The following is a 26,495-nucleotide window of genomic DNA, read 5'->3' as shown; positions in this document are numbered from 1 at the left end:
ATCATGAAAAATCAATCACATGGATTAGCTCGCAATTTACAATCACGCCACATTATGATGATCGCTCTGGGAGGATCAATCGGCGCAGGAATTTTTAAGGGAAGCAGTGACTCGATCAGTGTGGCAGGACCAGGGGTAGTAATCTCCTACCTGATCGGTGGCTTACTCCTTTTGGCTGTCATGCAAGGATTGGCAGAAATGGTGGTTCACAATCGTGGAGCAAGAACGCATCTCGATTTAATTGAAAAATCAGTGGGCAGATTTGCCGGCTATTCCGTTGGCTGGATGTCCTGGTTCATGTACGTCGTAGTAATGGCCGCAGAAATTGTAGCATCGGCTTTCTTCTTGCAATACTGGTTTACCGATACGCCGCTGTGGGTCTTGTCTTTGATTGTTTCGCTTGTGATTACTGCATTGAATTTGTTTAAAGTGAATGTTTTTGGTGAAGTGGAGTACGTTTTGACAGGGATTAAAGTTAGTGTGCTAGCTCTGTTTATTTTCCTTGGTGGATACCTGCTGTTTTTTGGGACGGAGAATTTTGCACCTGTTGGCTTTACGAATCTAACCGCACATGAGGGCTTTTTCCCGCTTGGATTATCCGGGATCGCTGCTTCAATGCTTGTCGTCATGTTTTCCTTCGGTGGTTCCGAGATGATCGGGATGACGCTTGCCGAGACAGAGCAACCGGAAAAGGTAATCCCTCGTGCCGCACGTGGCGTGATTTTGCGTATCCTGGTTTTTTATGCATTGCCGATCCTGATTATCGTGGGTCTCGTTCCCTGGAACCAGATTTCAGCCAGTGCCAGCCCGTTTATTACTGTCTTTGAATCCGTTGGAATTCCTTACGTTGCTGATTTCATGAACTTCGTCATGTTGATCGCCATGATCTCTGCTGCCAATTCCAATATGTATGCCTCTTCGCGAATGCTCTTTGCCAAAGCACAAGATGGACGAGCACCGAAGTTTTTGGCCGTGCTGTCGAAACAGAAAAGTCCCGTTCGAGCGATTCTCGTTTGTGTGCTGTTCCTGTACCTTGGTGTGCTGTTCGCCTTTTTTGCAGAAGAACAAACCTTTGGGTACTTGATGATCATTCCGGCGTACACGGTGATGTCGGTATGGATTATGCTGTTGGTTGCTCACCTGCGGAGTAGGAAAACAGAGAGCAGTCCACAAGGGTACCGTGCATTTGGTGCTCCCGTAACGACATGGATGGCACTTATCAGCTTGCTGATCATTTTTGTCGGTGTCGTAATCACCTCTCCTGTGATGGGAACGGTGTTTTATGCGATGGTATTGCTGGTGATCACGGGAAGCTATCTGCTGTATCGAAAAGAATCTGATAAAGGCACGCAAGGAAATCAACAGGTTGCCACGAATAATTAGGCTACAGCCTTCTTCCACTCGTTGGAAGAGGGCTTACCTTTTGAATTGTAAGGAAAAATTGTAAAAAATCATCGAAATATTCCAGAACCTAACTTTAGTTAGGTTTTTTTGTCGTTTCTTCTTGCTATCATCTTCAAAGATAGGAAAAGCATTTTGTTGGACAAGCCTGTCACCGGAAGAAATTTAAGTGAGGTGTTGATCTTGAGCTTCAAAAAAGCATGGAAAATAGTGTTTATGATGGCCATGTTTCTCTTTAGTGCCATTACATCTGAGTATGCTCATGCAGCGGGTACCATCTCGATAGGGTCATATATGCAGCTAGGCTCTTATAACGGAGAGCCCATTATCTGGAAGGTGATTCATACTGACTCCAATGGTTACTTGCTACTTTCCAATAAGATTCTTAGCATCAAGCCATTCGATGCCTATGGGGATGCGTCTGAGAATCGTGCGGACGAGGATGGGAACCGTTTGGTTTATGGAAGTAATTTTTGGAAAACGTCCAATTTGCGTGAATGGCTAAACTCGAGTGATAGCACAGTTGGTTTCACTCATCAGGTGCCAGATGATGCTCATGTAACTGATGGATTCAATAATTATGAGAGTGAGTCGGGATTTCTAGCTGATGGCAATTTTACAGCATTGGAACGCTCCGTCATCCAGCCAATTACACATAAAGTGATTCTGTCGATAACAGATGAAGCTGTCAAAAATGGCGGGACAGAGGCACATGCATCTGATCTTATCCTGTCTGTTGACGACATTAAGAATGCTGATACAGCTTATTACCAGGATGTCACTGATCTCGTGTTTGTACCTTCATTGAAGGAAATACAGCAGTATGTCTATGAGAGAGAGTGGAACCATCGAGCTTATCCAACCGCACAGGCCGTTTTGAAGTCAGAATACAGCTCATCAGATCTACAATCAGAAAAGACATGGGAATATTGGTTACGAGATTCAAATGCCGATACCGCAAATAAAGTTCGTAGCGTTTCTGGCGATGGAAACATCAGTTCAACGAATGCTGTCGCTAACACCATCGGGGTTCGTCCTGCTCTCTATTTAAAATCAGATGTTGATGTTGCTGGTTTTGGAGATATAGAGAAGCCATTCGTCCTGGATCAGGGTCCGAATCTCACGCTAGCCGATTCAAATGCCGATCATTACGCTTCGTATGTTTGGGGGCGTAGCTCCTTTTCTATTTCAGGAAAGGTGTGGGACATCAATGGTGATGACGTTACAGTCAGTGCAGCAATTGGAGGCATTACCAAATCAGTAACCGTAGCCTCTGCTCCCACCAGTGTTCCCACAGAAAATAACTTCACGCTGACGTGGAGCGCCGATGATGGAACAAACAGCTTGCCACCAGGAGAATATATCAATATTCCATTTCTCGCAAAGGATAGTCATGACGAGGTTGATTTTGCCTTGTACAGCGGCAAAATACTGGTCGAATTTACTCAACCAACCCAACCGACAATCCAATTCACCTCACCAGTTGGCTACACTTCTGGATATCCAACAAACCAGGATGTCACGTTTACAATAAACGGTGGAACGGACGCAGAATCTGGGGTATCACATTATGAATATCGTTTGAGTAATGATATGATCACGTGGGGAGCATGGACCAAGCTAACAGACCCCGTCACAATCACAGGTATGGGATTAACGTTTATTCAGGCAGTGACAGTTGACAAGGCTGGAAATCAATCAAATCTAGAAAATGGAAGTGTATTTAAAACCAATCCACCCGTTATCAAGTTCACCAGTCCTGCAACTCAAATCGTATCCAACAAAGAGGGAAACAAAACGTTCACCATCTCAGGGAAGGTTTGGGACATTGATAACGATTACGTCACGGTAAAAGGAAAGTTTGGGAGCGTAGGTAAATCGACAGGTATGATGCACGCCCCTACTGCTGAGCCAGAAACAGATAATTTCACATTTACATGGAACCTGGAAACGGACGCAATTCCTGATGGGGTATATGATGCAATCGATCTTGATGTAAATAATGGAAAGTCTAAAGAGCGGTACCCTGGAAAAATCATCATAGATACAACCGCACCATCATTGCCAGCCATTCAGTTTACTTCACCGATAGGCTATACATCGGGAACCGCAACAACACAGAACGTAACCTTCCAGATCAACAATGGAACGGATGCAACGTCAGGTGTGTTGAAATCTCAATACCGTACGAAGGAGAATTCAGGAGAGTGGGGAGCATGGACGGACTACGCTGCACCGATTACAATCACTGCCATAGGAACCACACAGATTGAAGCAAAAACATTTGACAATGTGGGGAATGAATCAGCACAAGCATCGGCGCAAGTGGTGAAAAAAAATCCGCCGCCGCCTACGAATCAAGATATTCCAGTAACGGGTGTGAGTGTGGATCAGGGTAACTTGAGTCTGAAGGTCGGTGATTCCAGTGTAGGTTTGACTGCTTTCATTACTCCAGCGAATGCAACCAATAAACAAGTGATCTGGAAGAGTAGCAATCCTGCGGTAGCCACGGTAGACCAGAGCGGATACGTGAAACCTGTAGCATCGGGAGAAGCTACGATCACAGTAACCACAGTTTCAGGAAACTTTATGGCTTCTTGCGTAGTAAAAGTGGCGGAAAAAGAGGCAAAGCTGACTGGCTTGAAAGTCACGGAACAACAGGTAAGACTAAAGCCAAATCGTATATGGAAATTCTCGGTATTTGCTGTCTATGAAGATGGCAAAGAAAAAGAGATCACCTATGACAAAAAGACTCTCTATTCTAGTAGTTCCGATACCCTGGCTATCGTCAAACCAGGTTCGATCAGAGCAGGTAAAAAAGAAGGAGAGGCCATTGTGACGGTTAGCTTCGAGGGGCATAGTACGACGATCTCCGTAACTGTGTCTAAAGCAACCGTAGAGGAATTGATTCTTACTCCAGCTAGTCTGTCACTGCAAAGTAACGAAACAAAGCAAGTGAACCTGACAGCCAAACTCTCCAATCGCTCAACAGTGGACGTGACCAAGGATGCGAAATGGACTTCAGACGATTCTTCAGTGATTACGGTGGACAAAGGGGAAGTAAAGGCAATCGCCCCAGGAACTGCAACCATCACCGCAACATATGGCGGCAAAACAGTAAAATTGAAGGTAGAAGTGAAGGAAAACAAGAAAATTAAAAGCATCTCAGCCAACAAGAAGAAGGTTACACTTGTAGAAGGCAAACAACAAGAAATCAAGTTGACCGTAACGTACCAGGATCATTCCAAAGAGGTGATTACGGATCAAGCCGAATGGTTGTCGAGCAATGAGCAGGTGGTTACCGTTCAAAATGGTGTCATTACTGCAATCGCTTCTGGTACAGCTACCGTTAAGGCAAAGTATAAAGGTCGATCGATTACGATCAAGGTAACAGTTTCGAAATAATAGGTGAAGCGCAGAACCTTTTAACAAAGAGGGGCTGCGCTTTTTATATGTTTTCTTATCTGCCGTATCGTTTTATACGTATAGGTATACTTTTGGATAATCGTTTTTCCGTGTGGTGATGCGCTAAGATAGCTCAAGGAACAAGATGTGAACTTTGTCTCTTTCGTGAAAAGAGCAAAAAAGAGTTGAGAGGGAAGATGACGGATGTACACTACGTTATTAACGATTCACCTGATCTGTGTTGCTATGTGGCTCGGTGGAGCGATCTATGAACGTGTTTTTTTGGTCGGGAATATACGGCGTCTACGTGGAACGGAAATGGAGCTTGGTCTGATCCGCATGATGCTTTCGACAGAGCTTTATTTTATGGTGATCACGGTCTGTTTGCTTGCTACAGGTATCACGATGAGCCTCCTGTCAGGTGCTGGATTTTTTCATCTGAGCTGGCTTGGATTTAAGCAAATGGTGATGGTAGTTGGATTACTGGGCTTCCTCACGTATGTGGCTCCGCGAATGAAAGCAGTCAAAAAGGAAGTAGAGCAATCCATCGAATTGGGGGCAGAACGAAGAGAGCTAGTACATGCCAAGATAGGGGAAATGACGAGAGGATTTGATGTAATCCATCTTGGTGTGGTTCTCAATCTGATACTGGCGGTTTGGAAACCGTAAATCCTGCCGGGCAGCAAGACTTACGGATTTCCTTTCATGATGCTCTTTACCAACTGTGCTTTGCTATGGACACCGAGCTTGGCGTAAATTTTGCCCAAGTGCTTTTTAATCGTGACTTCAGACAGATAGAGATGTTTGGAGATCTCAACATTGGTCAGTCCCTTTAACACCCACTCGACGATTTCCTTTTCTCTAGGCGTTAGTGGTGAATGATTGATATCCGGTTCGTTCATCCGCTCATTAGAACTTTCAGGTATTTCTGATGGTGGGGGACTGAAGCTGGTAAGCAGCTTTTCCAAATAAGCGAAGCGTTGGTCGCCTCTCAGATCAAGGTGAAACGTCTTTGCTAGGAACTCATGCCCGAAATCATGGTGGGTTGCTGCAGGTACTTCTTCGAAACCAAGACTGATCATCACATCCTGATGCAATTGCAGCGGTGATGAATGGACGAAAAGACCACTGCGCATCAGTAGCAGCATCAGCATTTGAAACAAGGTCGAACGAGCAGGGGAACTATGGTCTCCCCACTGGTCGAGGTGATAAAAGAACCATCCGGCAGGAGATTCTGGTGACTGTGCCAGTTTTTCACGTTCCTCCTGCGATAGCGTCTGAAAATAATGCTTGGAAACAGGGCTCGACGCAAGATGTGGCAGTGATTCGCTGTGAATCGGAACGACGACAATCAGGCAGCCTGCTTCATGATTGCCATTTCGAATCACATACACGACCTGCTCACCAAACTGCGCCCACTTTTCCAATGAAAGCAGCTCATAAGCACTTTTAATAAAAGAAAACGGCATAACATTCTCATAAGGCTCGTGTGTATGGGGATCAAAAAATTGTTGTATGACATTCTTTTGTTCGTTGGTGACGCGTTGCATGTACTGATAGGCTTCCTTTAGCTGATCCGAGTGCAGTGCTTTTACGTAATAGGAGTTTTCCGTTGTTTCATCAAGAAAAATGGAGCGGATCTTCGAGTCTCCCAGGACGTAGATCAAATCAACGGCCAATAACGAAAAATCAGAATCCATGGCGTGTTGTGACAATTGCAACTTCATATATTCCATGCAGCGAAGCCACATATTCTCGTGCGCTGTAGGCTGTCTGCGTTTTGACTCCTGATTGAGCGGTCCTCGGAGCAAGTCGTGGATGAACCAGCCACGCTTCGATTTTCGAACAAAGGAGAGCGCTGTTAGCTGCTCAAATTGTTTGATGGAAATCGTCTCGTTTAACATCGTTTCCAGCATTTCTTTATTAAAAATGCGTACCATGGATGCGGCTTCGATCATTTCCTGCAAAAAAGGGTCGGAAACTTCACGCAACCAGCAAGAGGCAGCCTGTTTCAAAACATCATCCAGCTTGCTGTCTACGGTTTCCATGATTGGTGTCCGAGAAAGGTTCAGAATCAAAGATAATGTCAGCGGATGGCCTTTGGTCAAGAAAAACAGCTCGTTGATCTGTTTTTCCGAAATTCCTGGGAATCTGGCAGCATAGGCAAAACACGTATCCCAATCAAACACAGATAAGGGAATCACCTGGACAAAAGGGCTCCAAATCGGGCTTAACCATTCTCCGCTCAAGGGAAGTCTTCCAGCCAAAACGACGAGTACGTTATCGGGAAGTTCCACAAGGAATGAATCACGCAGCCAGTCGTCCAGATCACCCATTTCTTCGTACGTATCGATCGCAAGTACGACTTTCTTCTCGGTTGCCATCTGAAACACCAGGGCTAAACAGTCCGAAAGCTTACCTGCTGTCGATTGATTCGCAGTTCCCTGGTCACTAGTGTCGGGGAAGTCGAGCAGTTGATACAGCTTTTCACAAAAACCTTCCGGAGAATGGGAAAAATCACGGCTGTCCAAAACCAAAAACGGAGTCTCATGTTGTTTGGCGATCATACCAAACTGGTCGATTAAGGTGGATTTGCCGATTCCACCGGGACCAAACAGGTAAAGAACCCGTTCTGTCCGTTCGGGTTGCAGGAGGAAAGATTGAAAGATTTCTTTTTCAGCTTCTCGCCCAACGAAGTAGTGCTGTTTTAGTTGACGTAAACGATCTCCCCACGTGCCAGCCAAGTATGGACCCCTCCTCAGTAATCATACAGAAAGTATACTACCAGTATTATACAGGCGTACAGTACTCCACTTGCAGGCAATATTCCAAAATCCCGTCGCGACAGACGGGGTTTTTTGCTATTTCACCATCTACAGATAAAGCCGAATGTGCTATTTTCTTCATGGAAAAGTGGATGTACATGGAAAATTTAGATAATATTAAATATATTTAGATTTATAATAATTTGGAGGGAATGAATGGGACTCTCGAAGAATAAAGCAATCATCATGATGGTTCTGTACAGTGCTTTTTATTGTGCCTGGCTGAATGTAACCAAAGATCATGCTTTTCTCAAATTGCTCGGCGGAAACATCTTGCATATGATTGCTCCATTTCTATCATCCATCTGGATATATCAAGCTTTTCGTTCGAGCAAACGGGAGAAGAGCTTTTGGGCTCTTCTACTAGCAGCGAATCTGAGCTATTTTGTGGCACAGAGTTTGTGGAATTACGAGGAGCTGATCCTCCAAGAAATTCCGTCCATTCCTAGCGTGGCTGATCTGTTTTGGTCTGTTCAATATGTCTGTTTCTACGCAGCCTTTTTACACAAGCTGTTTATTTACAGAAAGAAATATCTTGTGGCTAAAACGTTTTTGGAGTTACTCATTTTTCTAGCGGTTGCGTCTGTGCTTAGCTATGAGTTCATCGTGCAACCTTTCCTTGGTTTCGCCCTACAATTGAATACGTACAGTTATTTATACATGTATTTTTTTTACTCCATTGCCAATTTGGGCTTATTCATTGTAACGATTATTTTGTATTTTGTATTGCCGGACAACAGCAAGGTGCTTTTTTTTCTCATACTAGGTTTTCTGTTGAAGTTTATTGCGAACAGCATCAACATGCTCCTGCTCGCATTTAAAGACGCCCAAAGCTATTTTGGAGGATATGTTGACCCGATTTGGGCTTTGGGTCTTTTGCTGATTGGGTTCTCTGCTTTTTTTAAAGAAAAGGAGGACGAATACAATCTGATTCGGGAACGGTTTGCTTCTGGAAATAAACATGGTGCAACCATTTCCATTATTAGCGTATTGATTATGTATACGGCAGTCGTTTTTGTCCATCAAGAGGAATACATCGTTTCCTTTGGAGCAGTCCTTGTATTATGTATGGCTGTCTTGTTGCAGCTATTGGAACTGAAAGAAAAAAAAGAGACATCCGATGCATTGATCGAAGCGGAGGCAAAGTACCGGGGACTAGTAGAAGAATCAACATTGGGGGTCTTCATCTTGCAGGAAGATCGGATCGTTTATGCCAATCCTCGTTTTGCTGACATATTTGGCTATTCTGCTGATGAGATAAGTGCTCAATTCTTCGTTAATTTCGTTTTGCCTTCTGACCGACAGGAGATCGCAGAATTGTTGGATCTCAGCCTCAAGGGGGTTCACACTCCCCATCATCAGTTTAGAGGGATACAGAAGGAAAAAACGATCGTCAATCTGGAGGCATATTTTACCTTGACCATCTACCGGGGAAAACTGGCTATTACAGGCTCTGTGCAGGATATTACTGATCGAAAGCGAACAGAAGAATTGCTGCGCAAGTCAGATAAACTTACCGTTGCAGGTGAACTGGCAGCAGGCATCGCTCATGAGATCAGAAACCCGCTTACTTCTTTGAAAGGATTTGTCCAATTTTTGGAAGCAGGGGAGAATTATAAAAAAGAGTATTTCCACATTATGCATGCTGAACTTGATCGGATAAATGAAATTGTTAATGATTTTTTGACGCTTGCAAAACCACAAGCAACGAAAACAACCCAAAAAGAAATCCAGTTTATCCTGGAAAATGTGCTTTCCTTCCTGCAACCTCAATTGTTGCTGCATAATGTCCAGGTGACTATGAAAGTTTCTGATGCGGTGCCGCCAATCACATGTGACGAGAACCAAATGAAGCAGTTGTTTATCAACATTTTGAAAAATTCGATGGAAGCTATGACCTCGGGCGGCATTGTTCGTATTCGAGTGAAACCGGGAAAACATCAGGAAGTATTGATTCGTTTTCTGGACCATGGCTCAGGAATCCCGGAGGAACGGATGAAGAAACTGGGGGAGCCCTTTTATACAACAAAAGAAAAAGGAACAGGCCTTGGTTTGATGATGTGTTATAAAATTGTGGAATCACATCAGGGGCGAATCACGTTTCAAAGCAAAAAGGGAAAAGGCACTATGGTGGATATTTTTCTGCCAACTGACATGTAACGGGAAGTGAGATTTGCGATGATTTTAGACGATTATATCCATAGATTCTTATCGGAGAGAGAACCATTGATGATTCATCTGGCAGTTGCTGATGAGCGGATGCGTCCTTTTTCTGTGCGTGCTTTCGGCAAAAGAGTGGATAGAGGAACGAGTACACTCCGGGTTTATATTCTATCATCTCAGGCTTCTCGGTTTTTTTCTGCCGCTAGATGTGGCACAGGAATCATCACTGGCTTGTTCACGGATGGACGCACGAATGAATCGTATCAATGTAAAGGTTCTCTCATCGAGTGCGGCCCCTGCAAGGATGATGAAGAGGATCACGCAGACCTGCAACGATACCGAGAAGGAAGTATGAGGATTTTTCCTAAACTGTATAAACAATTTCCTCTTTCCACTTCCGTATGCAGCTTTGTTTCCTACCGGGTAGAAGAAATCTACATTCAGACCCCAGGGCCGAATGCAGGAAGATTGTATGGGAGAGGAGGATAACCGTTGATACCAGAAGAGATGCTTCCCGCATTATTAGGAGTGTTGCCTTCCACGTTGACTACATGCAGCAAGAGTGGAAAACCCAATCTCACGAATATCGCCCGGGTGTGGTATGTCGATGAATGTCACGTAGGTATCGCCAATCACATGTTAAATAAAAGTATTGCGAATGTGAGAGAAAATCCCTTCGTCTATTTCCGTCTAATCAATCCTGCTAATTTTTCTACGTGGGATATGGAAGCGGAGTATATCGGCTCCCAAACAGAAGGAACCATTTATGAGGAAATGAAAAAGCAAAATGAGATTCTCTCTATGATGGCTGAGCACGTGTTTTCTTTCAAGGTGCGTTCGGCAGAAGTATTTCGAGTTTTGTCTGTGCGATTATGTGTAGAAGAAAGCATGATAAGTGTTGCTAACCCAGATACATACAATGAGTTGCTTGAAGCGTTGGAGAAAAAATGGGGCTGGGACAAATCGGCTGTTTGGCACGTTGATAAAGCCCAAGAGGATCTGGGTGAGCTCTCCTACAAGCGGGGGATAGGAGAGGTGCTGAATAATCAAATTCTCCATCGCGTGGCTTCATGGACTCTACAAAACAGGAAGCCGATTCGAATCGACAATATCCGCTCTCAATTCAAGTATGCCTTGTCTGCAACCAAGCAGCCACAGGATGATCAACATTCGCCTGAGGTGAACCAGCATTATGTAGCCATACCGATTATAGGAGAAAATGACAGGATTGTAGCGGTTATTGGCAGTCAAAGTGACGATCATTCCCGGTTTGCTCTGTATGACGAAGAGGCTCTGGAGGTCGTCTCTCGTCACATTAGTCATATTCTGGGAACCCTGGGCCTCGTAGGAGAGAAAGAATGTAAACAGGGGATCGAACAAACTCTGGACCGCATTTTCTTTGAAATATCCAAGCGCAAGGGAGAGGTTTCCAGCCCGCTTAGTGCCAGAGAAGTGCAGGTTGCCGTTCTGGTCGCCAGAGGATTATCCAATGCGGAGATTGCCCAAAGCCTTTTTATCAGTAAACGAACGGTAACGACCCATCTGGAACGAATCTTTCAAAAAGTGGGGATTTCATCGAGAGCAGCACTGGCAGCCTATGTATTGGAACAGGGTCTGGCAGACGAAAAATAAAGATACGTATTTCAACCGATACAAGGTTTTTCCAGTACCATCTATAATCAGGTTCAAGTCAAAACTTACAGGATAGGTGGTATTTGGATGGAATGGCTTGTATTTGTACACGTATTGTCCGCAGTTGTCGGCCTTGGCCCCGCATATGCTTTTCCAGTGATGCTGAAAAAGGAAACGTCATTGGTGGAAGTGATCCGTAGATCGGAAATGGTTACGAAACTGGAGATGTTCCCCAAGATATTTGGTGGGATAGCGCTTGTCTCGGGGATCATTTTGTTCTGGCTCGGCGACTACGGACCGATTTTGTCTCTGTGGCTAGGCGGTTCACTCCTTCTCTTTCTTCTTGCCGAGGTTGTTATTATTGGATTTTTGGCTCCTGCTGCCAAAAAACTTTCATCCGTTCTAGCCAAACAAAAAGAAGGCGGCGCTTCAGAAGTGAATCAAGAATCGTCGATCTTGTTGGCGAAAGTGCGAAACTTTCATACACTGGCAGGTGTGCTCACAACGCTAATTTTGGTTTTGATGGTTTTCAAACCGGTATAGAAGAGAGGCTGCTCAAGTGAACTGGACTGATCGATATCTGAAATTGTTGAATGTTGAACATTCTTTGCCTACTTACGACTTTCTTCAGGAGCTAATGGAAGCACATTTGCATGTTGTTCCGTTTGAGATTGTCAGTAAATATCATTACTTCTCATCCCGTGAGCCTCACGATCTCATTCCGACAAAAGAAGAGTTTCTGGACAATGCCATCCAGAGAGGGTGGGGAGGGAACTGTTACATTTTGAATATTCATTTTGGGGAGCTGCTTCGCACGCTTGGATTTGACACTAACTACGTTCGAGCTGTTGGCGGAAACGCACATCTGGCATCAATGGTCACGATCGATGCAAACCGCTATTATGTGGATGTCGGCTACATGGCTCCTTTGTTTGAACCAGTGCAACTGGAGAAAGAACCGCATTTGGCTCGATGCGGCGAGGAAATCATCATCAACAGGCGAAGTGATCACGAATATATCATTGACCGGAGAACGGGCGGGCAGAGTTTTGTGATGAAAACGATTGAATGGTTCCCTGTCGAACGGGAAACGTTTGTAGATGACATCATTCATGCCCATCGAGATGAGGATGAGAATCCGTTCATGCGCAGGATTATAGCCACCCGGTTCAATAATCGGGTGTGCTATCAAGTGATTAATTCGAAACTGTTGATCAAATCAGATACGGATATTCAGGCAAAAGAATATACGAACAAGGAAGAGTGGCTGGACATGATGCAATCGCATTTTTCTTTTGATGAAAGAGATTTGGCTTTTGCGCTGGATTTTCTGGCAAAAAGAAAAGTGGAACTCTTTTCAAACTAGTATAGTAATGTGCGAAATATGTCGAACTAACAGAATCCACAGACAATTGTGGACAACTTTTGCCCAATAGCATTGAAAAAAAGCCTATCTCATTCGATAGGCTTATTTCTGTCTACAGAGTAAGCTGTTTGTTCACTGTCTCGGTTATCCTCAAAACGAGTATTGGCAACAAAAGATAATAAGGTAAGTCCCACCAGACAAGACTGTGCAATATGCCATTTCCTATCAGGAATAAGTAGCCAATCGAGATTATGCAAACCGAAATTACGTATTTCGACCAAGGATGCTTCCAGTGAAATTGGACAAGCACAACAAAAAGAAGGCTGGCAGTTAAAAAATACATAGCTGCAAATGCAGTGGTATCCTCTGATTTGCTTGCAAACCAGCCAATGTCGTAGTATCTGTTTGAAAACAGCATGATTGGGAGAAAGTGAAGGGTACCTGAAATTGCTCCGGTGATAAAAAACAGGATGATTTTGTTTAGGTATTTCTTAAACGGATGGATAAGCTGGCGATAAAACACCTTGCCAATCGCAAAATAAACAGGTAGACCAAGAGCCGTATATCCAATCTTCCACCAGTTGTGAAAATAAATGTTGAGTTCCAAAAATAACCATTCAATCCCCACGAAAAGAATGGTAATGCAGGCGATCCCGATCCACTTTAATTGATAAATTGCGATATAGGAGGAAGCCACAGGCAAAGACAGGAGATTGGAAGTAAATGCTCCTGCATTGCTGTCATAATAGCGGTCATGCTTGATAATGTTTGGGTCGTAGTGATAGCTATGCAGGAAGTTGTAAATTACAGCCTCAATGGAGTAACCAAGCCCGACAATGGCCAAAAAGAGTAGCAGGGTTTTTACGTTTTTGGTTTTGAAGAACAAATAGATAAGAAACAGCAAGCTTATTGATCCCAGGCCCAGATACCAGTATGTATTGAAATCCATCTGTAAACACTCCGTTGACTATGTGCCTATACCTTTCAGTATCGTCCGTGGGAAAAAAACTATACAAAATTAGACAATCTTCTACTAGTTGATCAGAGTGATTTCTCGATAGAGCAGTTTGGTCTGAGGGGAAGGCTCGATGTGTAATTCGTTCAATGCTTGAACCAAACGTTGATAACTGAGGAATACGGCATCATGATTCCCCGTTTTCTGATAACAGCGCATGAGGATACGGCACGCTTCTTCACTGCCCGGATTCTGATTGAGCACAAGGCGCCCCACTTCAACAGCTTGCTTGTATGCACCTTGCTCCAAGAGGGTTTGGGCGAGTTCCAGTCTTGCCTCCATTACGCTTCTGTGGAGGTACTCGGTTTCCTTTTCGATCCAGGGATAATCACAACCAAATAAAAGTGGAGCGTGATATTGTTCCAGAATTTGTTCAATTTTACCGGTGTCTTTGGGAGCGGGCTGCTTGATCTGTTCCAAGCTCTGTTTGATCTGGATATAGTCGATATGGATTTTGGTCTGATTCAAATAATAGTTACTATCTTCATAGAGGATGATGTCAACGAAGCCGAGTTTTTTGATATTTTTTCGGATGTTGCTAATGCAGGTATGCAAGTATATTTTTGCTTTCTGGTAGTCTTCCTCTTGCCACAGGGTATCAATAATTACATCGCGATGCGCACGTGTGTTACCGTGAGTCGCTAGAAACGCCAATAATTCCTTTTCTTTGGATGTGCGCCAGATCAGTCGATTGTTTTGTGAGTTGAACACCTCAAATCCGCCCAAGCATTGGATATGCAGTTTCGGCGGTGCAAAACTGGCATGGAAAATAGGTGACGTGCTTTCAGACAGTGCGATGCTTGTCTTTCCCAGTTCACGTCTCAGTCGATTTATGGTCTTTTCTAACCGTTCCATTTCGATAGGCTTGAGAAGATAATCGATTGCGCCCTGTTCAAATGCGGAGATGGCGTACTGGTGGTGAGCCGTGACAAAGACAGCATGTAGGTCCATGTTGTCGCTCTTCAGGATTTCCACCAGCTCGACTCCATCCATTTCTGGCATTTCAATATCGAGGAAGACAACATTTGGCTTTAATCGTTTGCACGCTTCCACCACTTCAGAAGGATTGGAGGACTTTCCGATAACCTCGACTCCTCCGATTTGGTTCAGAATGTATTCCAACAGATGAAGAGCGTGTTCTTCATCATCAACCAATATTGCTCGAATCATTCAGGAAAAGACTCCTTTCCATCCATGTCTGGGAATTCTGGAAATACTTTTAGGATCGGTAATTGCATGTGGATCAGTGTACCTTTGAGGGGAATGCTTTCAATAACAAGCTGTTTTCCAGTCCAACGAGAAATCCGTTTGTTAATGTTGGCAATACCCACGCCTTTTTTGGTATTCTCCCTGCTTATGATGTCCTGAATCTGCTCAGCGGACATTCCTACACCGTCATCCTTGACGATAACCTCAATAGTACCTTCATGTGAACGAATGAAGAGTTGGACATGACCACCCTTCAACTTTTTAAGCACACCGTGGCGAATTGCATTCTCTACCAGCGGTTGTATCGTAAGTGGCAGTACTTTGAATCGGTGCAAATTTGCATCGGTATCAATTGTGACTTGAAGCCTTTCTCCAAATCGGGCTTTTTCAATATTTACATAAGTCTGTACCAGATCCAGCTCATCCGACAGAAGCACCATTTCGTCGCTGGCATCCAAATTGAAAATTAGACGCAAATACTTGCTGAAGCTCGCCAACAATTCGCCTGCCTTTGGTCCATCGGTGTAGCACAAGGACATGATTGTGCCTAGCGTGTTGTAGAGGAAGTGTGGCTTGATTTGCGAGTGCAAAAAAGCCATCTCGTTTAATGTGGACTCTCTCGCCAATTGTTTCATCGTCAACAGCGTCCTGACACGGGCAACGACCTCGCCTGAATCAAACGGCTTGGACAAGTAATCATTGCCGCCAGCAGCCAAACCGGCCTCCAAATCCGCCTGGGTATTCCGAACGGAAACAAACAGGACAGGCATTTCAATTAATGAATAGTTCTGCCGAATGGCTCTGCAAACATCATATCCTGATTGCCCTGGCAGCATGACATCAAGCAGTATGACATCCGGTTTATGTGGGCCATTGATTTTGTGCAATGCCTCTTCCCCCGACAGGGCTGTCATCACTTGCCAGCCTTCTACAGCCAAGACATTCAAAAGTACCTCGATGTTCATCACTTCATCATCAACTACCAGCACAGTATAGGTGCCGTCACCTGATTGATACATATCTTTTGCTGTTGCCCACTCTGCTGTAGCTTTTGTGGTTTCAAAGGCACTGTCCTGATTTGCCGGAATGGTCGGGCTAGCCGGTAATGTAACCGCAAAGCGAGAGCCCTTTCCTTCTTCTGACCACTCCAAAGCAACTATCCCACCCATTAAACGTACGAGCTGATCCACAATCGACAGACCGAGACCAATCCCTCTATTATCCAGCTCAGATGCTCCTTCGCCACGTTCATAAGGCTTGAAGATCGCATCGTGGTTTTCCGAGCGAATCCCTCTCCCCGTATCCGCTACCGTAATGACAATTTGCCCAGCTTCCAGTCGGCTGGTGACGGCAATGCTTCCGCTATCCGTATATTTCAGACTGTTGTCCACCAGATTGGAAAGCACCTGCATCAGTCGGTTTTCATCGGCCAAGACAAATCGGGCATCAGGGGCGATGTGACTTTGCAGCACGATGTTTTTCCCTTTTGTCAAAAATCCGAAGACTTCAAACAGAATCGAAACACAGGTTGCCAAGTTCACCATGCCGATTTTTACATCCAGCCGACCATCCTTGATCTTTGCCAGATCGATCAGGTCATTTACCATGTTGGACATCCGATAGGCCGTGTTGTAAATGAGATGGAGCCGATCCTGTGAGTCGGTGGCAGCCGGATTTTTTGACATTTCCATCAAGGATTGAGAGATGTTGATGATCCCGTGTAAAGGAGTTTTCAATTCATGGGAGGTTCGAATCAGAAATTCATCTTTTGCCTGGTCAGCAACTTGAAGCTTGCGTGTCATCTGCACCATTGATGTAAATGTTTCATAGTAACGGTTGGCGAGCATCATGGTAATCGAAATGATAAACACCAAAAGCCCCAAATCACCAATCAACGTTGTAGATGCCTTGCTTGCATAAAATAAATAGTATTGAAAAACAAAAAAGGCAATCAAGTAAACGGAGACGATAAAGTAGCGGAGTTCCTTTTTTTCAAATCTCCCATTGTTCTCTTTTGCATACTCAATCAGCAAGATCCCCATCAGCCACAAATAATACAGGAAGCTGGCAGCGTGGAAAATATCGTTCCACTCTACATAGACATGATAGGGAAAAATCAAGATAAACAGACAGTAGAGGGCAAAGATGATACCAGGCGCAAGGAGAAAATAGCGGTACTTCCAGTTTTCATATCCCTTGTAGGAAAACAGACTGATGAGAGGAATGGTAGCAAACGCAAGGAAGTCTTTTGTTTTCCAGTAGATTTCAAAGGGAATTTGCGGAAAGAACTGCAAGAATTGTCGCTCTGCTCCCCCTAAAAAAACCATCCCGCTTGCGAAAAGAAAATACAACCCAAACAGAAACAAGCTGTTGTTGTCTCGAAGCAGGAAGGATAACGACAAGTAAAAAATGCCGAAAACGAGGAAGATGACGCCGCCGGAAATCTCCAGTGTTGCCTGCACATATTTATGGAACAGAAGATCCTGACTCAGCCCAAAGGAGAGAGGAAGCCCAATTCCTCCCGTATAAAAATCATAGTTTGCCACGTTAATGATGATTTCGACCTGATTGCCCTGTTCATAAAAAAAGGCCTCGTAGGGCAAATTCGCTGGTTGGTATGATTCTCTGTCTGTTCCAACTTTGCCAGACTGTCCAAGCATTTTACCATTCACATACAGTTGATCAGCCACACGTATGCCTACCTTTTTGATGCCCAGGAGCTTGTCTGTTGGCTTAATATGTACGACGAGGCGATAGGTGGCATATCCCCACTTTCCAATCAATTGACTACCTTTATCCCAAGGACCGGGAACTGCCAAATAATGCTCTGCACGATGTCCCCTGCGAAAATCTTCTGGATCAAGCAGCTCATTCGGATAAAATTCCCATTCGCCATCCAATTTGACAGGCCCCTTGGTATCCAAATCCCATTGGGTCAGGTCGAGCTCTCCTTTTTTGGCTACAGGCATCGGGCCGTGTTTTCCCGGAATCACATCGGATGTACCGATCATGACTGCAATGGACAGTGGAATAAATAAAAGCAGAAACAGCAAATATTTATCTCGGATTAAGCGTTTTAATGTTTTCATGGGACCCACCATTTATTTCGATAATATTAATCAGGACTATAGCACTATATAAATTTAATTGTATCAAAAATCACTTATCTGCGTATAAAGAATTTTTCTACTAATAATGTTACTCAAGTTTTTTTGTGAGAATGGATTGAGAGTCTGATCGAGTACCCACTTTTTCTGCATGATGCAGAGAAGTGGGTATTTATTTTGTGAATTTCGACAATAAACGAGCTTTTGTGAGTTTTTTGTGAGAATGACTTGATAGAATTTCCAAATACCTGAGTTGAAAGGGGGAAGGATTTTTTTGATCTATAGCAAGAGAGGAAATAGGAGAAAGATGAAGCTGTTTAAATGGTTAATGGTTTTAAATCTAGTAATTGTTCAATTATTCATGGATGTATCTTCAACGAATGTAGCCCAGGCAGCGGTTGACATCAATGACAACTATACGATTTCAACAGTTGCAGGGACCGGAGTCGCTGGAAATAAGGAAAGGGCAATGGATTTGAAGCTTGCATATCCGAATGGCGTCGCCATTGATGCGGATGGAAGTTTATATTTTGCTGATTTTCAATCACATCGAATACGCAAGCTTGATCAGGATGGTCAAGTGACAACCATTGCTGGCTCCAATGTTCCGGGGCAATTTGGGGTAGACGGACAGGCTAGAGCAGGTCAGCTTAATGCCCCAAGAGGGATTTTCTTGTATGGCAAAAAGCTATATATCGTAGATTCCTCGAATCATCGCATTATGATGGTTGATTTAGATACTGGAATTCTTACTAAGGTGGTTGGGGATGGAACATCCGGATATTCCGGAGACGGTGGCTCGGCACTTTCCGCAAAACTTAATAACCCTCAAGATGTTACAGTAGATAAAGATGGGAATGTGTACATCGCTGACTATGGGAACTTTCGGATCAGGAAGGTAGATACGAATGGAACAATCACTACACTAGCTGGTGTTGGTACATACCCTGCTAGTGGCTCTCCCGATTGGGTTCCAAATGGTATTCCTGCTACAAGTGCCAAGTTGCATTTCCCTTATTCAGTTACTACAGATAAAAGTGGAAATGTTTATTTCGGGACCGCAGGGAATACAGTTCAAAAGGTGGATAATGAAGGGAAAATATGGACAATTGCTGGTAATGGCAATAATGGAAATCCTCTGGAAGGAGCAATAGCAAAATCAGCTCCTTTAGGCCAAATATCCAGTATTCGATTTCATCCTGTGTCAAATGACATGTATATTGTAGATGGCTCCAATAAAAAAATACGCAGAATCGATCAGGATGGAAAGATATGGTTGGTCGCAGGTACAGCTTCGAATAGTTATAACGGAGATGGATCTACAGGAACGACAAATTTGGTAGGTCCCAATAAAATGGACTTTGATGCATCCGGAAACATTTATTTCTCCGATCAATTACGGATCCGAAAGATAACAACAGATGCTCAGATTGTGACTTTGGCAGGAAGTGGCTCCCATGATCCTGCTGGACGTGGGCCTGCGACCTCCGCACAGCTCAATGAGCCAACCGATGTAGCGGTGGATTCCAGCAATAACCTGTTTCTATCCGATTCTCGTAATCATCGTGTGATGAAAGTACCAACTGATGGACTCATCATGGCATATGCAGGAACAGAGATAGCGGGTTATAGTCAAGCGACATGGGCAAGAAACGCCAATTTCAACACTCCGACTGGCCTGGCTGTACGAGGAGTAAGTTCTTTACTTATATCAGATACGCAAAGCTATCGAATTCGCAGTACAGCTAGTGGTGCATATTCTGGTACGATTGATAGTTTTTTGGTTGGTAATGGTACGGCAGGATTTAGTGGAGATGGAGGTAATATCCTTGCTGCACAATTAAATGAAGCTACCGGGGTTGCCATCGATCCATCATTCAGTGCGTATTTTATTGCAGATACGGCTAACAACCGCATTCGCAAAGTATCTGGTTTGATCACGACTTTTGCAGGTAATGGTACTACAGGCTTGACAGGTGACGGAGCAAGCGCAACGAATGCTGGACTGAATGCGCCTCGTGGAGTAGCTGCCGACAGTAAAGGCAATGTGTATATCGCCGATACAGGAAATCATGCGATTCGTAAAGTGGCAAAAGCAACAGGCATCATTACCACATTTGCCGGAACAGGAGCAGCAGGCTACAGCGGTGACGGAGGGCAAGCTGTATCTGCAGAGTTGAACAGTCCGTGGGATGTGTTTGTCGATAAACACGATAATCTCTATATCGCTGATACAGGGAATCACACAATCCGCAGAATCGATCAGTTTGGTCAAATCATGACTGTGGCTGGCGACGGTGCAGCAGGTTTTGGCGGTGATGGCGGTTCGGCATTAACAGCGCAGTTAAACGGACCAACAGGAGTATTTGTCACTTATAGTGGAGAAATATTCATCGCCGACCGTGACAACCATCTTGTACGCAAGGTCGTACAACAAACGATTGCCAAGGTAAGCTCAGATAAAACAGAACATATTCAAGGCACTGCAGCGACTGTTGCAGTTACGGTAAATACATTTGGAGTGGCAAATGGAAAAAGTGCCACCATTCAACTGCTGGACAGCAATGGAGCTGAAGCAGCTGGCGTTCAGGGAACGAATACGATTTCGGGTAATCTGACTATGATTAATCTGAGCATCCCTGATACGACTGCCATCGGAAATTACCGCATCAAAGTTCAAGTGGAGGATGCAGCTGAGGAGAAATACATCGGTTATTCTATTAAACCGCCAGTAAGCAAAGATGCAACGCTAAAAGATCTTACTGTTGGTGGAGTAACCGTAAGTGATTTTGCTTCTGCAACCGAAAATTATGATGTCGTCTTGCCGTACGGTACTACTGTGGTGCCTGCTGTCGTTGGAGTGGTCAATGATACAGGAAAAGCGAACGCAGTGGTGACTCCTGCACCCAGTTTGCCTGGGACGACAACCATTAAAGTTACCGCTGAGGATGGTGTAACGACCAAGACGTACAAGGTGAACTTCACTTTGGCAAAGAACCCGGCAAAGGCGATTACCAGCTTCACGTTTGGAGGGTTAAATCCAACCGTATCTGGAACGATAGATGAAACTGCAAAAACAGTAGCAGTAACCGTTCCTTATGGTACGAATATCACCAACTTGGTACCCACCATCGTGTTTACTGGAGCAAGCATCTCACCAAACAGCGATGTACAGCAGGATTTTACCAATCCAGTGACGTACACCGTAACGGCAGAGGATGGAAGTAAAGAAAATTATATAGTAACCGTATCGACTGTTCCACTAACCTATACAATTGCCTCCATTGGCGGTCAAACGCTTAGTGAGTTGACCGTCGGCTATACAAGCGGTTCACAGGAAACCAAGACAGTCACGATCACACGAATAGGTACAGGCGACCTTGAGAACCTGGCTGTAGGCGTAAGTGATACAGACAAGTTCGAGCTGGTGCAGCCGTTGGAAAAGACGTTAAATGCGGGCACGCCAAGCACAAGCTTTACAATCAAGGCGAAGGATGGCTTGACAGAAGGCACCCATACAGCCACGATTTCAGTTTCGGCGGACAAAATGACGCCTGTGACGTTTACGGTAACACAGGTGGTGAAAGCGAAAGATGCCCCTGCGCTAACCTATACAATTGCATCAATAGGCGACCAAACACTAGCTGATTTGACCGTTGACTATACAAGCGGTTCACAGGAAACCAAGACAGTCACGATCACACGAACAGGGACGGGCGACCTTGAGAATCTGGCTGTAGACATTAGTGATACAGACAAGTTCGAGTTAGTACAGCCGTTGGAAAAGACATTAAATGCAGGCACGCCAAGTACAAGCTTTGCGGTCAAGGCGAAGGATGGCTTAACAGAAAGCACCTATACAGCCACGGTTACTGTTTCGGCGGACAAAATGACGCCTGTGATGTTTACGGTAACACAGGTGGTGAAAGCGAAAGATGCCCCTGCGCTAACCTATACAATTGCATCAATAGGCGACCAAACACTAACCGAAATGACCGTTGACTATACAAGTGGTTCACAGGAAAGCAGATCAGTTACCATCACCCGGACGGGTACAGGCGACCTTGAGAATCTGGCTGTAACCGTCAGCGACCCAGCCAAGTTCGAACTGGAGCAGCCGTTAGTAAGCACACTAAATGAGGGTACTCCAAGCACAAGCTTTACGGTCAAGGCGAAGGATGGCTTGACAGAAGGCACCTATACAGCCACGATCACTGTCTCAGCGGACAAGATGACGCCTGTAACGTTTACGGTAACGCAGATGGTAAAAGCGAAAGATGCACCAGCGCTAACCTATACTATTGCGCCAATTGGCAACCAATCGCTACGTGATCTGATCGCCGGCTATGCGAGTGGTTCACAGGAAAGCAAGCCCATCACTATTACCCGAACAGGGACGGGCGATCTGAAGAACCTGGCTGTAACTGTTAGTGATCCAGCCAAGTTCGAATTGGAGCAGCCGTTAGTAAACACGCTAAATGAGGGTACTCCAAGTACAAGCTTTACGATCAAGACGAAGGATGGACTGACAGAAGGCACCTATACAGCCACGTTTACCATCTCGGCAGACAATATGACACCTCTGACATTTACGGTAACGCAAGTGGTGAAAGCTCAACCTCCACAGGTAGTTGAGCTGACATCCGTCCAAAATCCGGCACCAATTACCGGCATTCCAAACGGCACTGCCAAAACAGCGGCTGCACTCGGACTGCCATCACAGGTAGAGGCATCATTAAGCAACGGATATTCCATCATGGCAGAAGTGAGCTGGGCAGTTGCTGCTGCAAACTATGACCCTGAAAACAAGGAAAAACAGACCTTTACAGTATCAGGCGATCTGATGAATCTGCCGAACGGGGTCACGAATCCGCAAAACCTGGGGACAAGTATCCAGGTTACAGTAAAAGCAGCTAATGCGGAAAACAGAGAAATCATCAGTGTCACCAATCCAGCACCTATTACTGGCCTTCCCAACGGTACAGCCAAATCGGCTTCTGCACTCGGTCTCCCTGAACAAGTCGATGTTACTTTAGATGATGAGAGCACACTTTCAGTCAGTGTCAAATGGGATGTTGCAAGCACTGATTACCAGCCGGAAAGCAAGGACGCCCAGCGCTTTAGCATCACAGGTCGACTTGTCAAGCTGCCGGATGGAATCAGCAATAGCAAGAATCATACGGCAAGCATCCAGGTAAGCGTAGAGGCAGCAGATGACCAAGGAGAGATCCGCAAGATCGAGAAAGTGATTCAACCGGAGGACATTACAGATGTGGAGAATGGAACCAGAAAAACAGCGTCAGCACTGGGTCTTCCTAAAAAGGTAAAGGCAATTCTCGACAACGGCGAAACCATTCGAGTTGAAGTCAAATGGGACGTCGAGGATGCCGATTACAACCCTGACAGCAGAAAAAGACAGAAGTTTACGGTCGAAGGAAATCTGATAAACCTCTCGGATGGAGTAGAGAATCCAGAAAAACTTGGAGCCAGTGTCCAGGTTACGGTAGATGCTGCTCCACGAAATGATCGTGATGATGACAAGGATGACAAAGGCTCCAATGGAGGCACAGGAGTTTCCACATCTTCAGGTCAAGTCGACAACCAGCAAAAAGAATCGACTCGTCAGGTCAAAGTGGAAGCAGGGGCTGATGATTCCCTGTTTGAATATGTTGAAATTACCCGCAAATCTTCGAAAAGCAAACAGATCGACGAAGTCGTTCTTGATCGGAAAAAGGCAAGAGAAATTTTGAAAAAGGCAGCGGAAAACAACAAGGATGTCGTCCGCATTGTCATTGACAATCTTCCTCATAATCCGGCAGACGAAGTGTCTGTTAAAGTATCTGATAACGCTCTCGGTCCAATAAAAGAACAACAGGTTAAGCTTGAGATCAAAACAGATGAGGTAACAATCACACTTCCGAGGGAAACGGTAACAGCCCTTCCTGAAGATGAGCTTATCTTCCGAGTGGTTCCAATTCGCAAATCTGATGAGGAACAGATCGTTACAGAACGAGCGCTCCAAGCGGACATGGTGAAGCAGGCAGCAAATGGGCAGATGGTGGAGGTGGTTGGCAAACCAATGGTGATTGAAACCAACTATCAAAACAGACTGACGAGAGTCATGTTCCCATTGCAAGATGTCAAGCTGCCAACCGACCGCAAAGCATTGCGCACCTTCCTTGCCTCACTGGCAGTCTTTGTAGAGTATACGAATGGGGAGACGGAACTCAAATCTGGCACGATCCAATTTGAAAAGGGGAATCCGGTAGGCATCGAGATCGAGACGAAAAGGTTCAATACGTTTACGATCCTGTCGCTAGAGGGCAAACAGGAGCAGGTCGAGCATACACCGTACATGACGGGCTATCCGAACAGAATGTTCCAGCCCGACGGTGCATTGACACGGGCAGAGATGGCAGCCATACTAGCTCATTTCGTGCAAACAGAAGGGCAGAAGCATCCAACCGAAATGTCATCCGCTTTCCCTGATGTGCCAACCAGCCATTGGGCAGCCAAAGCGATTCAGCAGATTTCGAGCGCTGGACTGATGAAAGGTGACGGAAACGGATTGTTCCATCCGAATGCCAAAATCACTCGTGCGGAAATGGCGACGATTATTGCCAGATGGAAAGAGCTTTCCGCAGCAGGACAGGCAACTGTCTTTGGGGATACGAAGGCACATTGGGCATCCGCCAGCATTGATGCCGTGGCCGAACAGGGAATCATGAAGGGATATGAGGATGGTTCTTTCCGACCGAATCAAAAGCTGACACGGGCAGAGGCGGTAACCCTGTTCAACCGGTTGACGAGAAGAGGTCCATTGGTGGAACTCCAGCAAGCGATCTGGCCCGATGTTCCGTTAACCCACTGGGCGTTTTCCGAGATTGCAGAAGCAACGTTGCCGCATACGGCGATGAAACAGGTGGATGGAACGGAGAGAATGACTGATAACTAGTAAAGTTTTTGGCGAATAACGAAACAGATAAAAAAGAGGCAGTCCGACTACATGTGCGGATTGCCTCTTGCGTTTTGAACGATTTTTTTGTGTCATTACCCATTTGAGATAATGAAATATGGAGCTTCCTGCTTACTTCTGATCCACGTTAATAAATGGAGTTGCCCCACCCGTTACGTTAGGCAGTTTGCCATCCCATTTGCGAATCGCTTCCAGTTGTGCTTCAATTTTTCTCAATTGAATCAGTTCAGGAGTGACTTCCTGTTTTTGCAAACGAAGGGCTTCTGCTTGTGCCTGAGCTTTCGTGATTTCCTGCTCCTTCTCAATCTTGATGCGCTCTAAATCCAGTTTGGACTTCAAGGCTTGCTGCTCAGCAACCTGTTTCGACTCGATTGCACGGTCGAATTCTTCGCTAAACTTGAACTCACGAATGTTGATTTCATCTAGAACGATATTATAGACGGCCAGCTTGCTGTGAAGTACTTCTTTTACCTTCATGCTTACTTCTGATCGCTTGGAGATTAACTCTTCTGCTGTATATTGAGCCGTAACCGCTTTGAGTGCTTCGGCGATGGCAGGATCAACAATTCGTGTAGCGTAATCCATACCGACCTGCTGATACAATTTATTGACGTTATTTCCGTCTAAGTGGTGGTTGACAGCAATGGTTGTGGCTACAGTCTGCAAATCACGGGAGGCTGATGTCTGACTTGTTTCTGATTTCTGTACCCGAACTTCTAGAGGAACGACTGTTTGAATGAACGGGATTTTGAAATGCAGCCCTTCATCAAATACCTGAGGCTGAACTGCTCCTAATTGCAGGACAACCCCACGATGTCCGGCTTGCACAATCGTGATCGATTGAAAAATGAGAATACCAATGATGACAACTAAAATTCCAAATGTAATTAGCCTTGGACCGAACTTTGGATTTAATTGAGTCACTTTGTTCGCTTCCATAGTGCCTCCCCCTAGTAAATTAGCTTATTTGCCGTAACGCTTTGGCTCTATTTTATACGTAGGAGAGCAGCAGCAGGTTTCAAACGTTATTGCAGAATATCCAGCCATTTTTACCTATTGTCCCCACGTAAACATAAGGATTCGATTGATGATTGCCACAAAACCGTACACGAGTGCCCAAAATGGCTTGCCAACGGCATATAAGGCGAGAGCAGGCAACCCAAAAATAACGATCTCCAATAGCAAATGTGGGAGTGGCGGCAACGATATCGGTGCATTGGGCGAGCCAAGAGCTCCCCAGACAACTGCGATGAGCAGTGGGGCACCGATACCAAGACAGTACCGCAAGAAAACGTTAGACCCCGTCTTGAATCCCCAATAGCCTACCGCAGCAAGTGCACACAGTTCTAACAGGAAGCGTAAGGCAAGATTAAGCATTTTAACCATTTCCAGCATG

General features: G+C 45.0%; 15 protein-coding genes. 9 read left to right on the top strand and 6 right to left on the bottom strand.

Translation table 11 applies throughout. The annotated features are described in order from the left end of the window. Positions 1 to 3 precede the first annotated feature (3 nt). The 3 genes from ACPW7N_RS11125 (at position 4) to ACPW7N_RS11115 (ending at position 5,475) form a co-directional block, all read left to right on the top strand. Positions 4 to 1,383 carry an amino acid permease gene (locus ACPW7N_RS11125; protein WP_425651154.1) on the top strand — a complete coding sequence of 460 codons (1,380 nt, stop codon included), beginning with the start codon at positions 4 to 6 and terminating at the stop codon, positions 1,381 to 1,383. 201 nt (positions 1,384 to 1,584) lie between these two features. Next, entirely contained in the window at positions 1,585 to 4,806 is a 3,222-nt protein-coding gene (locus tag ACPW7N_RS11120) for an Ig-like domain-containing protein (protein WP_425651153.1), read from the top strand. A 204-nt stretch (positions 4,807 to 5,010) separates the two neighbouring features. Beyond that, entirely contained in the window at positions 5,011 to 5,475 is a 465-nt protein-coding gene (locus ACPW7N_RS11115) for a hypothetical protein (protein WP_425651152.1), read from the top strand. A gap of 20 nt (positions 5,476 to 5,495) precedes the next feature. Here ACPW7N_RS11115 and ACPW7N_RS11110 read toward each other — a convergent pair whose 3' ends face one another. After that, the gene (locus ACPW7N_RS11110; protein WP_425651151.1) at positions 5,496 to 7,550 is read right to left on the bottom strand and encodes a LuxR family transcriptional regulator; all 2,055 of its coding nucleotides are present in this window, start codon (positions 7,548 to 7,550) and stop codon (positions 5,496 to 5,498) included. Positions 7,551 to 7,787: 237 nt separating this feature from the next. Here ACPW7N_RS11110 and ACPW7N_RS11105 point away from each other — a divergent pair, with 237 nt between their 5' ends. From ACPW7N_RS11105 to ACPW7N_RS11085, 5 genes are all read left to right on the top strand, one after another. Further along, positions 7,788 to 9,791 carry an ATP-binding protein gene (locus ACPW7N_RS11105; RefSeq protein ID WP_425651150.1) on the top strand — a complete coding sequence of 668 codons (2,004 nt, stop codon included), beginning with the start codon at positions 7,788 to 7,790 and terminating at the stop codon, positions 9,789 to 9,791. Positions 9,792 to 9,809: 18 nt separating this feature from the next. Continuing rightward, complete coding sequence (locus tag ACPW7N_RS11100) at positions 9,810 to 10,283, top strand: hypothetical protein (protein ID WP_425651149.1); 474 nt, start codon at positions 9,810 to 9,812, stop codon at positions 10,281 to 10,283. Positions 10,284 to 10,286: 3 nt separating this feature from the next. Next, on the top strand, positions 10,287 to 11,426 hold the full coding sequence (locus ACPW7N_RS11095) for a LuxR C-terminal-related transcriptional regulator (RefSeq protein WP_425651148.1): 1,140 nt from the start codon (positions 10,287 to 10,289) through the stop codon (positions 11,424 to 11,426). A gap of 87 nt (positions 11,427 to 11,513) precedes the next feature. Beyond that, on the top strand, positions 11,514 to 11,969 hold the full coding sequence (locus ACPW7N_RS11090; protein ID WP_425651147.1) for a DUF2269 family protein: 456 nt from the start codon (positions 11,514 to 11,516) through the stop codon (positions 11,967 to 11,969). A 16-nt stretch (positions 11,970 to 11,985) separates the two neighbouring features. Beyond that, the gene (locus tag ACPW7N_RS11085; protein ID WP_425651146.1) at positions 11,986 to 12,792 is read left to right on the top strand and encodes an arylamine N-acetyltransferase; all 807 of its coding nucleotides are present in this window, start codon (positions 11,986 to 11,988) and stop codon (positions 12,790 to 12,792) included. 112 nt (positions 12,793 to 12,904) lie between these two features. Here ACPW7N_RS11085 and ACPW7N_RS11080 read toward each other — a convergent pair whose 3' ends face one another. From ACPW7N_RS11080 to ACPW7N_RS11070, 3 genes are all read right to left on the bottom strand, one after another. Then, on the bottom strand, positions 12,905 to 13,741 hold the full coding sequence (locus ACPW7N_RS11080) for a hypothetical protein (RefSeq protein WP_425651145.1): 837 nt from the start codon (positions 13,739 to 13,741) through the stop codon (positions 12,905 to 12,907). Between the two features lie 84 nt (positions 13,742 to 13,825). Next, entirely contained in the window at positions 13,826 to 14,977 is a 1,152-nt protein-coding gene (locus ACPW7N_RS11075) for a response regulator (protein WP_425651144.1), read from the bottom strand. Further along, positions 14,974 to 18,105, bottom strand: coding sequence for an ATP-binding protein (locus tag ACPW7N_RS11070; RefSeq protein ID WP_425651143.1), 3,132 nt, complete (start codon positions 18,103 to 18,105; stop codon positions 14,974 to 14,976). The genes ACPW7N_RS11075 and ACPW7N_RS11070 overlap by 4 nt, the downstream gene beginning before the upstream one ends. Positions 18,106 to 18,430: 325 nt before the next feature. Between ACPW7N_RS11070 and ACPW7N_RS11065 the strand changes: the two genes are divergently transcribed. Beyond that, complete coding sequence (locus ACPW7N_RS11065; protein WP_425651142.1) at positions 18,431 to 25,078, top strand: NHL domain-containing protein; 6,648 nt, start codon at positions 18,431 to 18,433, stop codon at positions 25,076 to 25,078. A 132-nt stretch (positions 25,079 to 25,210) separates the two neighbouring features. Here ACPW7N_RS11065 and ACPW7N_RS11060 read toward each other — a convergent pair whose 3' ends face one another. Together ACPW7N_RS11060 and ACPW7N_RS11055 are read right to left on the bottom strand one after the other, a co-directional pair. Next, the gene (locus ACPW7N_RS11060) at positions 25,211 to 26,038 is read right to left on the bottom strand and encodes a prohibitin family protein (RefSeq protein ID WP_425651141.1); all 828 of its coding nucleotides are present in this window, start codon (positions 26,036 to 26,038) and stop codon (positions 25,211 to 25,213) included. Between the two features lie 114 nt (positions 26,039 to 26,152). Then, complete coding sequence (locus ACPW7N_RS11055; protein ID WP_425651140.1) at positions 26,153 to 26,494, bottom strand: YrdB family protein; 342 nt, start codon at positions 26,492 to 26,494, stop codon at positions 26,153 to 26,155. Position 26,495: the final 1 nt, after the last annotated feature.

Origin of the sequence: Brevibacillus nigriterrae, from assembly GCF_049846925.1 — a bacterium.
Classification (GTDB): domain Bacteria; phylum Bacillota; class Bacilli; order Brevibacillales; family Brevibacillaceae; genus Brevibacillus_H.
The sequence above is the reverse complement of the archived record's forward strand: the minus strand, read 5'-3'. Positions and strand labels throughout refer to the sequence as shown.

Excerpts from the sequence above, each read along its gene's own strand:
- ACPW7N_RS11100 (WP_425651149.1), top strand. The coding sequence starts at position 9,810 with ATGATTTTAGACGATTATATCCATAGATTCTTATCGGAGAGAGAACCA.
- ACPW7N_RS11065 (WP_425651142.1), top strand. The coding sequence starts at position 18,431 with ATGAAGCTGTTTAAATGGTTAATGGTTTTAAATCTAGTAATTGTTCAA.
- ACPW7N_RS11115 (WP_425651152.1), top strand. The coding sequence starts at position 5,011 with ATGTACACTACGTTATTAACGATTCACCTGATCTGTGTTGCTATGTGG.
- ACPW7N_RS11060 (WP_425651141.1), bottom strand. The coding sequence starts at position 26,038 with ATGGAAGCGAACAAAGTGACTCAATTAAATCCAAAGTTCGGTCCAAGG.
- ACPW7N_RS11070 (WP_425651143.1), bottom strand. The coding sequence starts at position 18,105 with ATGAAAACATTAAAACGCTTAATCCGAGATAAATATTTGCTGTTTCTG.
- ACPW7N_RS11105 (WP_425651150.1), top strand. The coding sequence starts at position 7,788 with ATGGGACTCTCGAAGAATAAAGCAATCATCATGATGGTTCTGTACAGT.
- ACPW7N_RS11080 (WP_425651145.1), bottom strand. The coding sequence starts at position 13,741 with ATGGATTTCAATACATACTGGTATCTGGGCCTGGGATCAATAAGCTTG.
- ACPW7N_RS11075 (WP_425651144.1), bottom strand. The coding sequence starts at position 14,977 with ATGATTCGAGCAATATTGGTTGATGATGAAGAACACGCTCTTCATCTG.
- ACPW7N_RS11090 (WP_425651147.1), top strand. The coding sequence starts at position 11,514 with ATGGAATGGCTTGTATTTGTACACGTATTGTCCGCAGTTGTCGGCCTT.
- ACPW7N_RS11055 (WP_425651140.1), bottom strand. The coding sequence starts at position 26,494 with ATGCTGGAAATGGTTAAAATGCTTAATCTTGCCTTACGCTTCCTGTTA.
- ACPW7N_RS11125 (WP_425651154.1), top strand. The coding sequence starts at position 4 with ATGAAAAATCAATCACATGGATTAGCTCGCAATTTACAATCACGCCAC.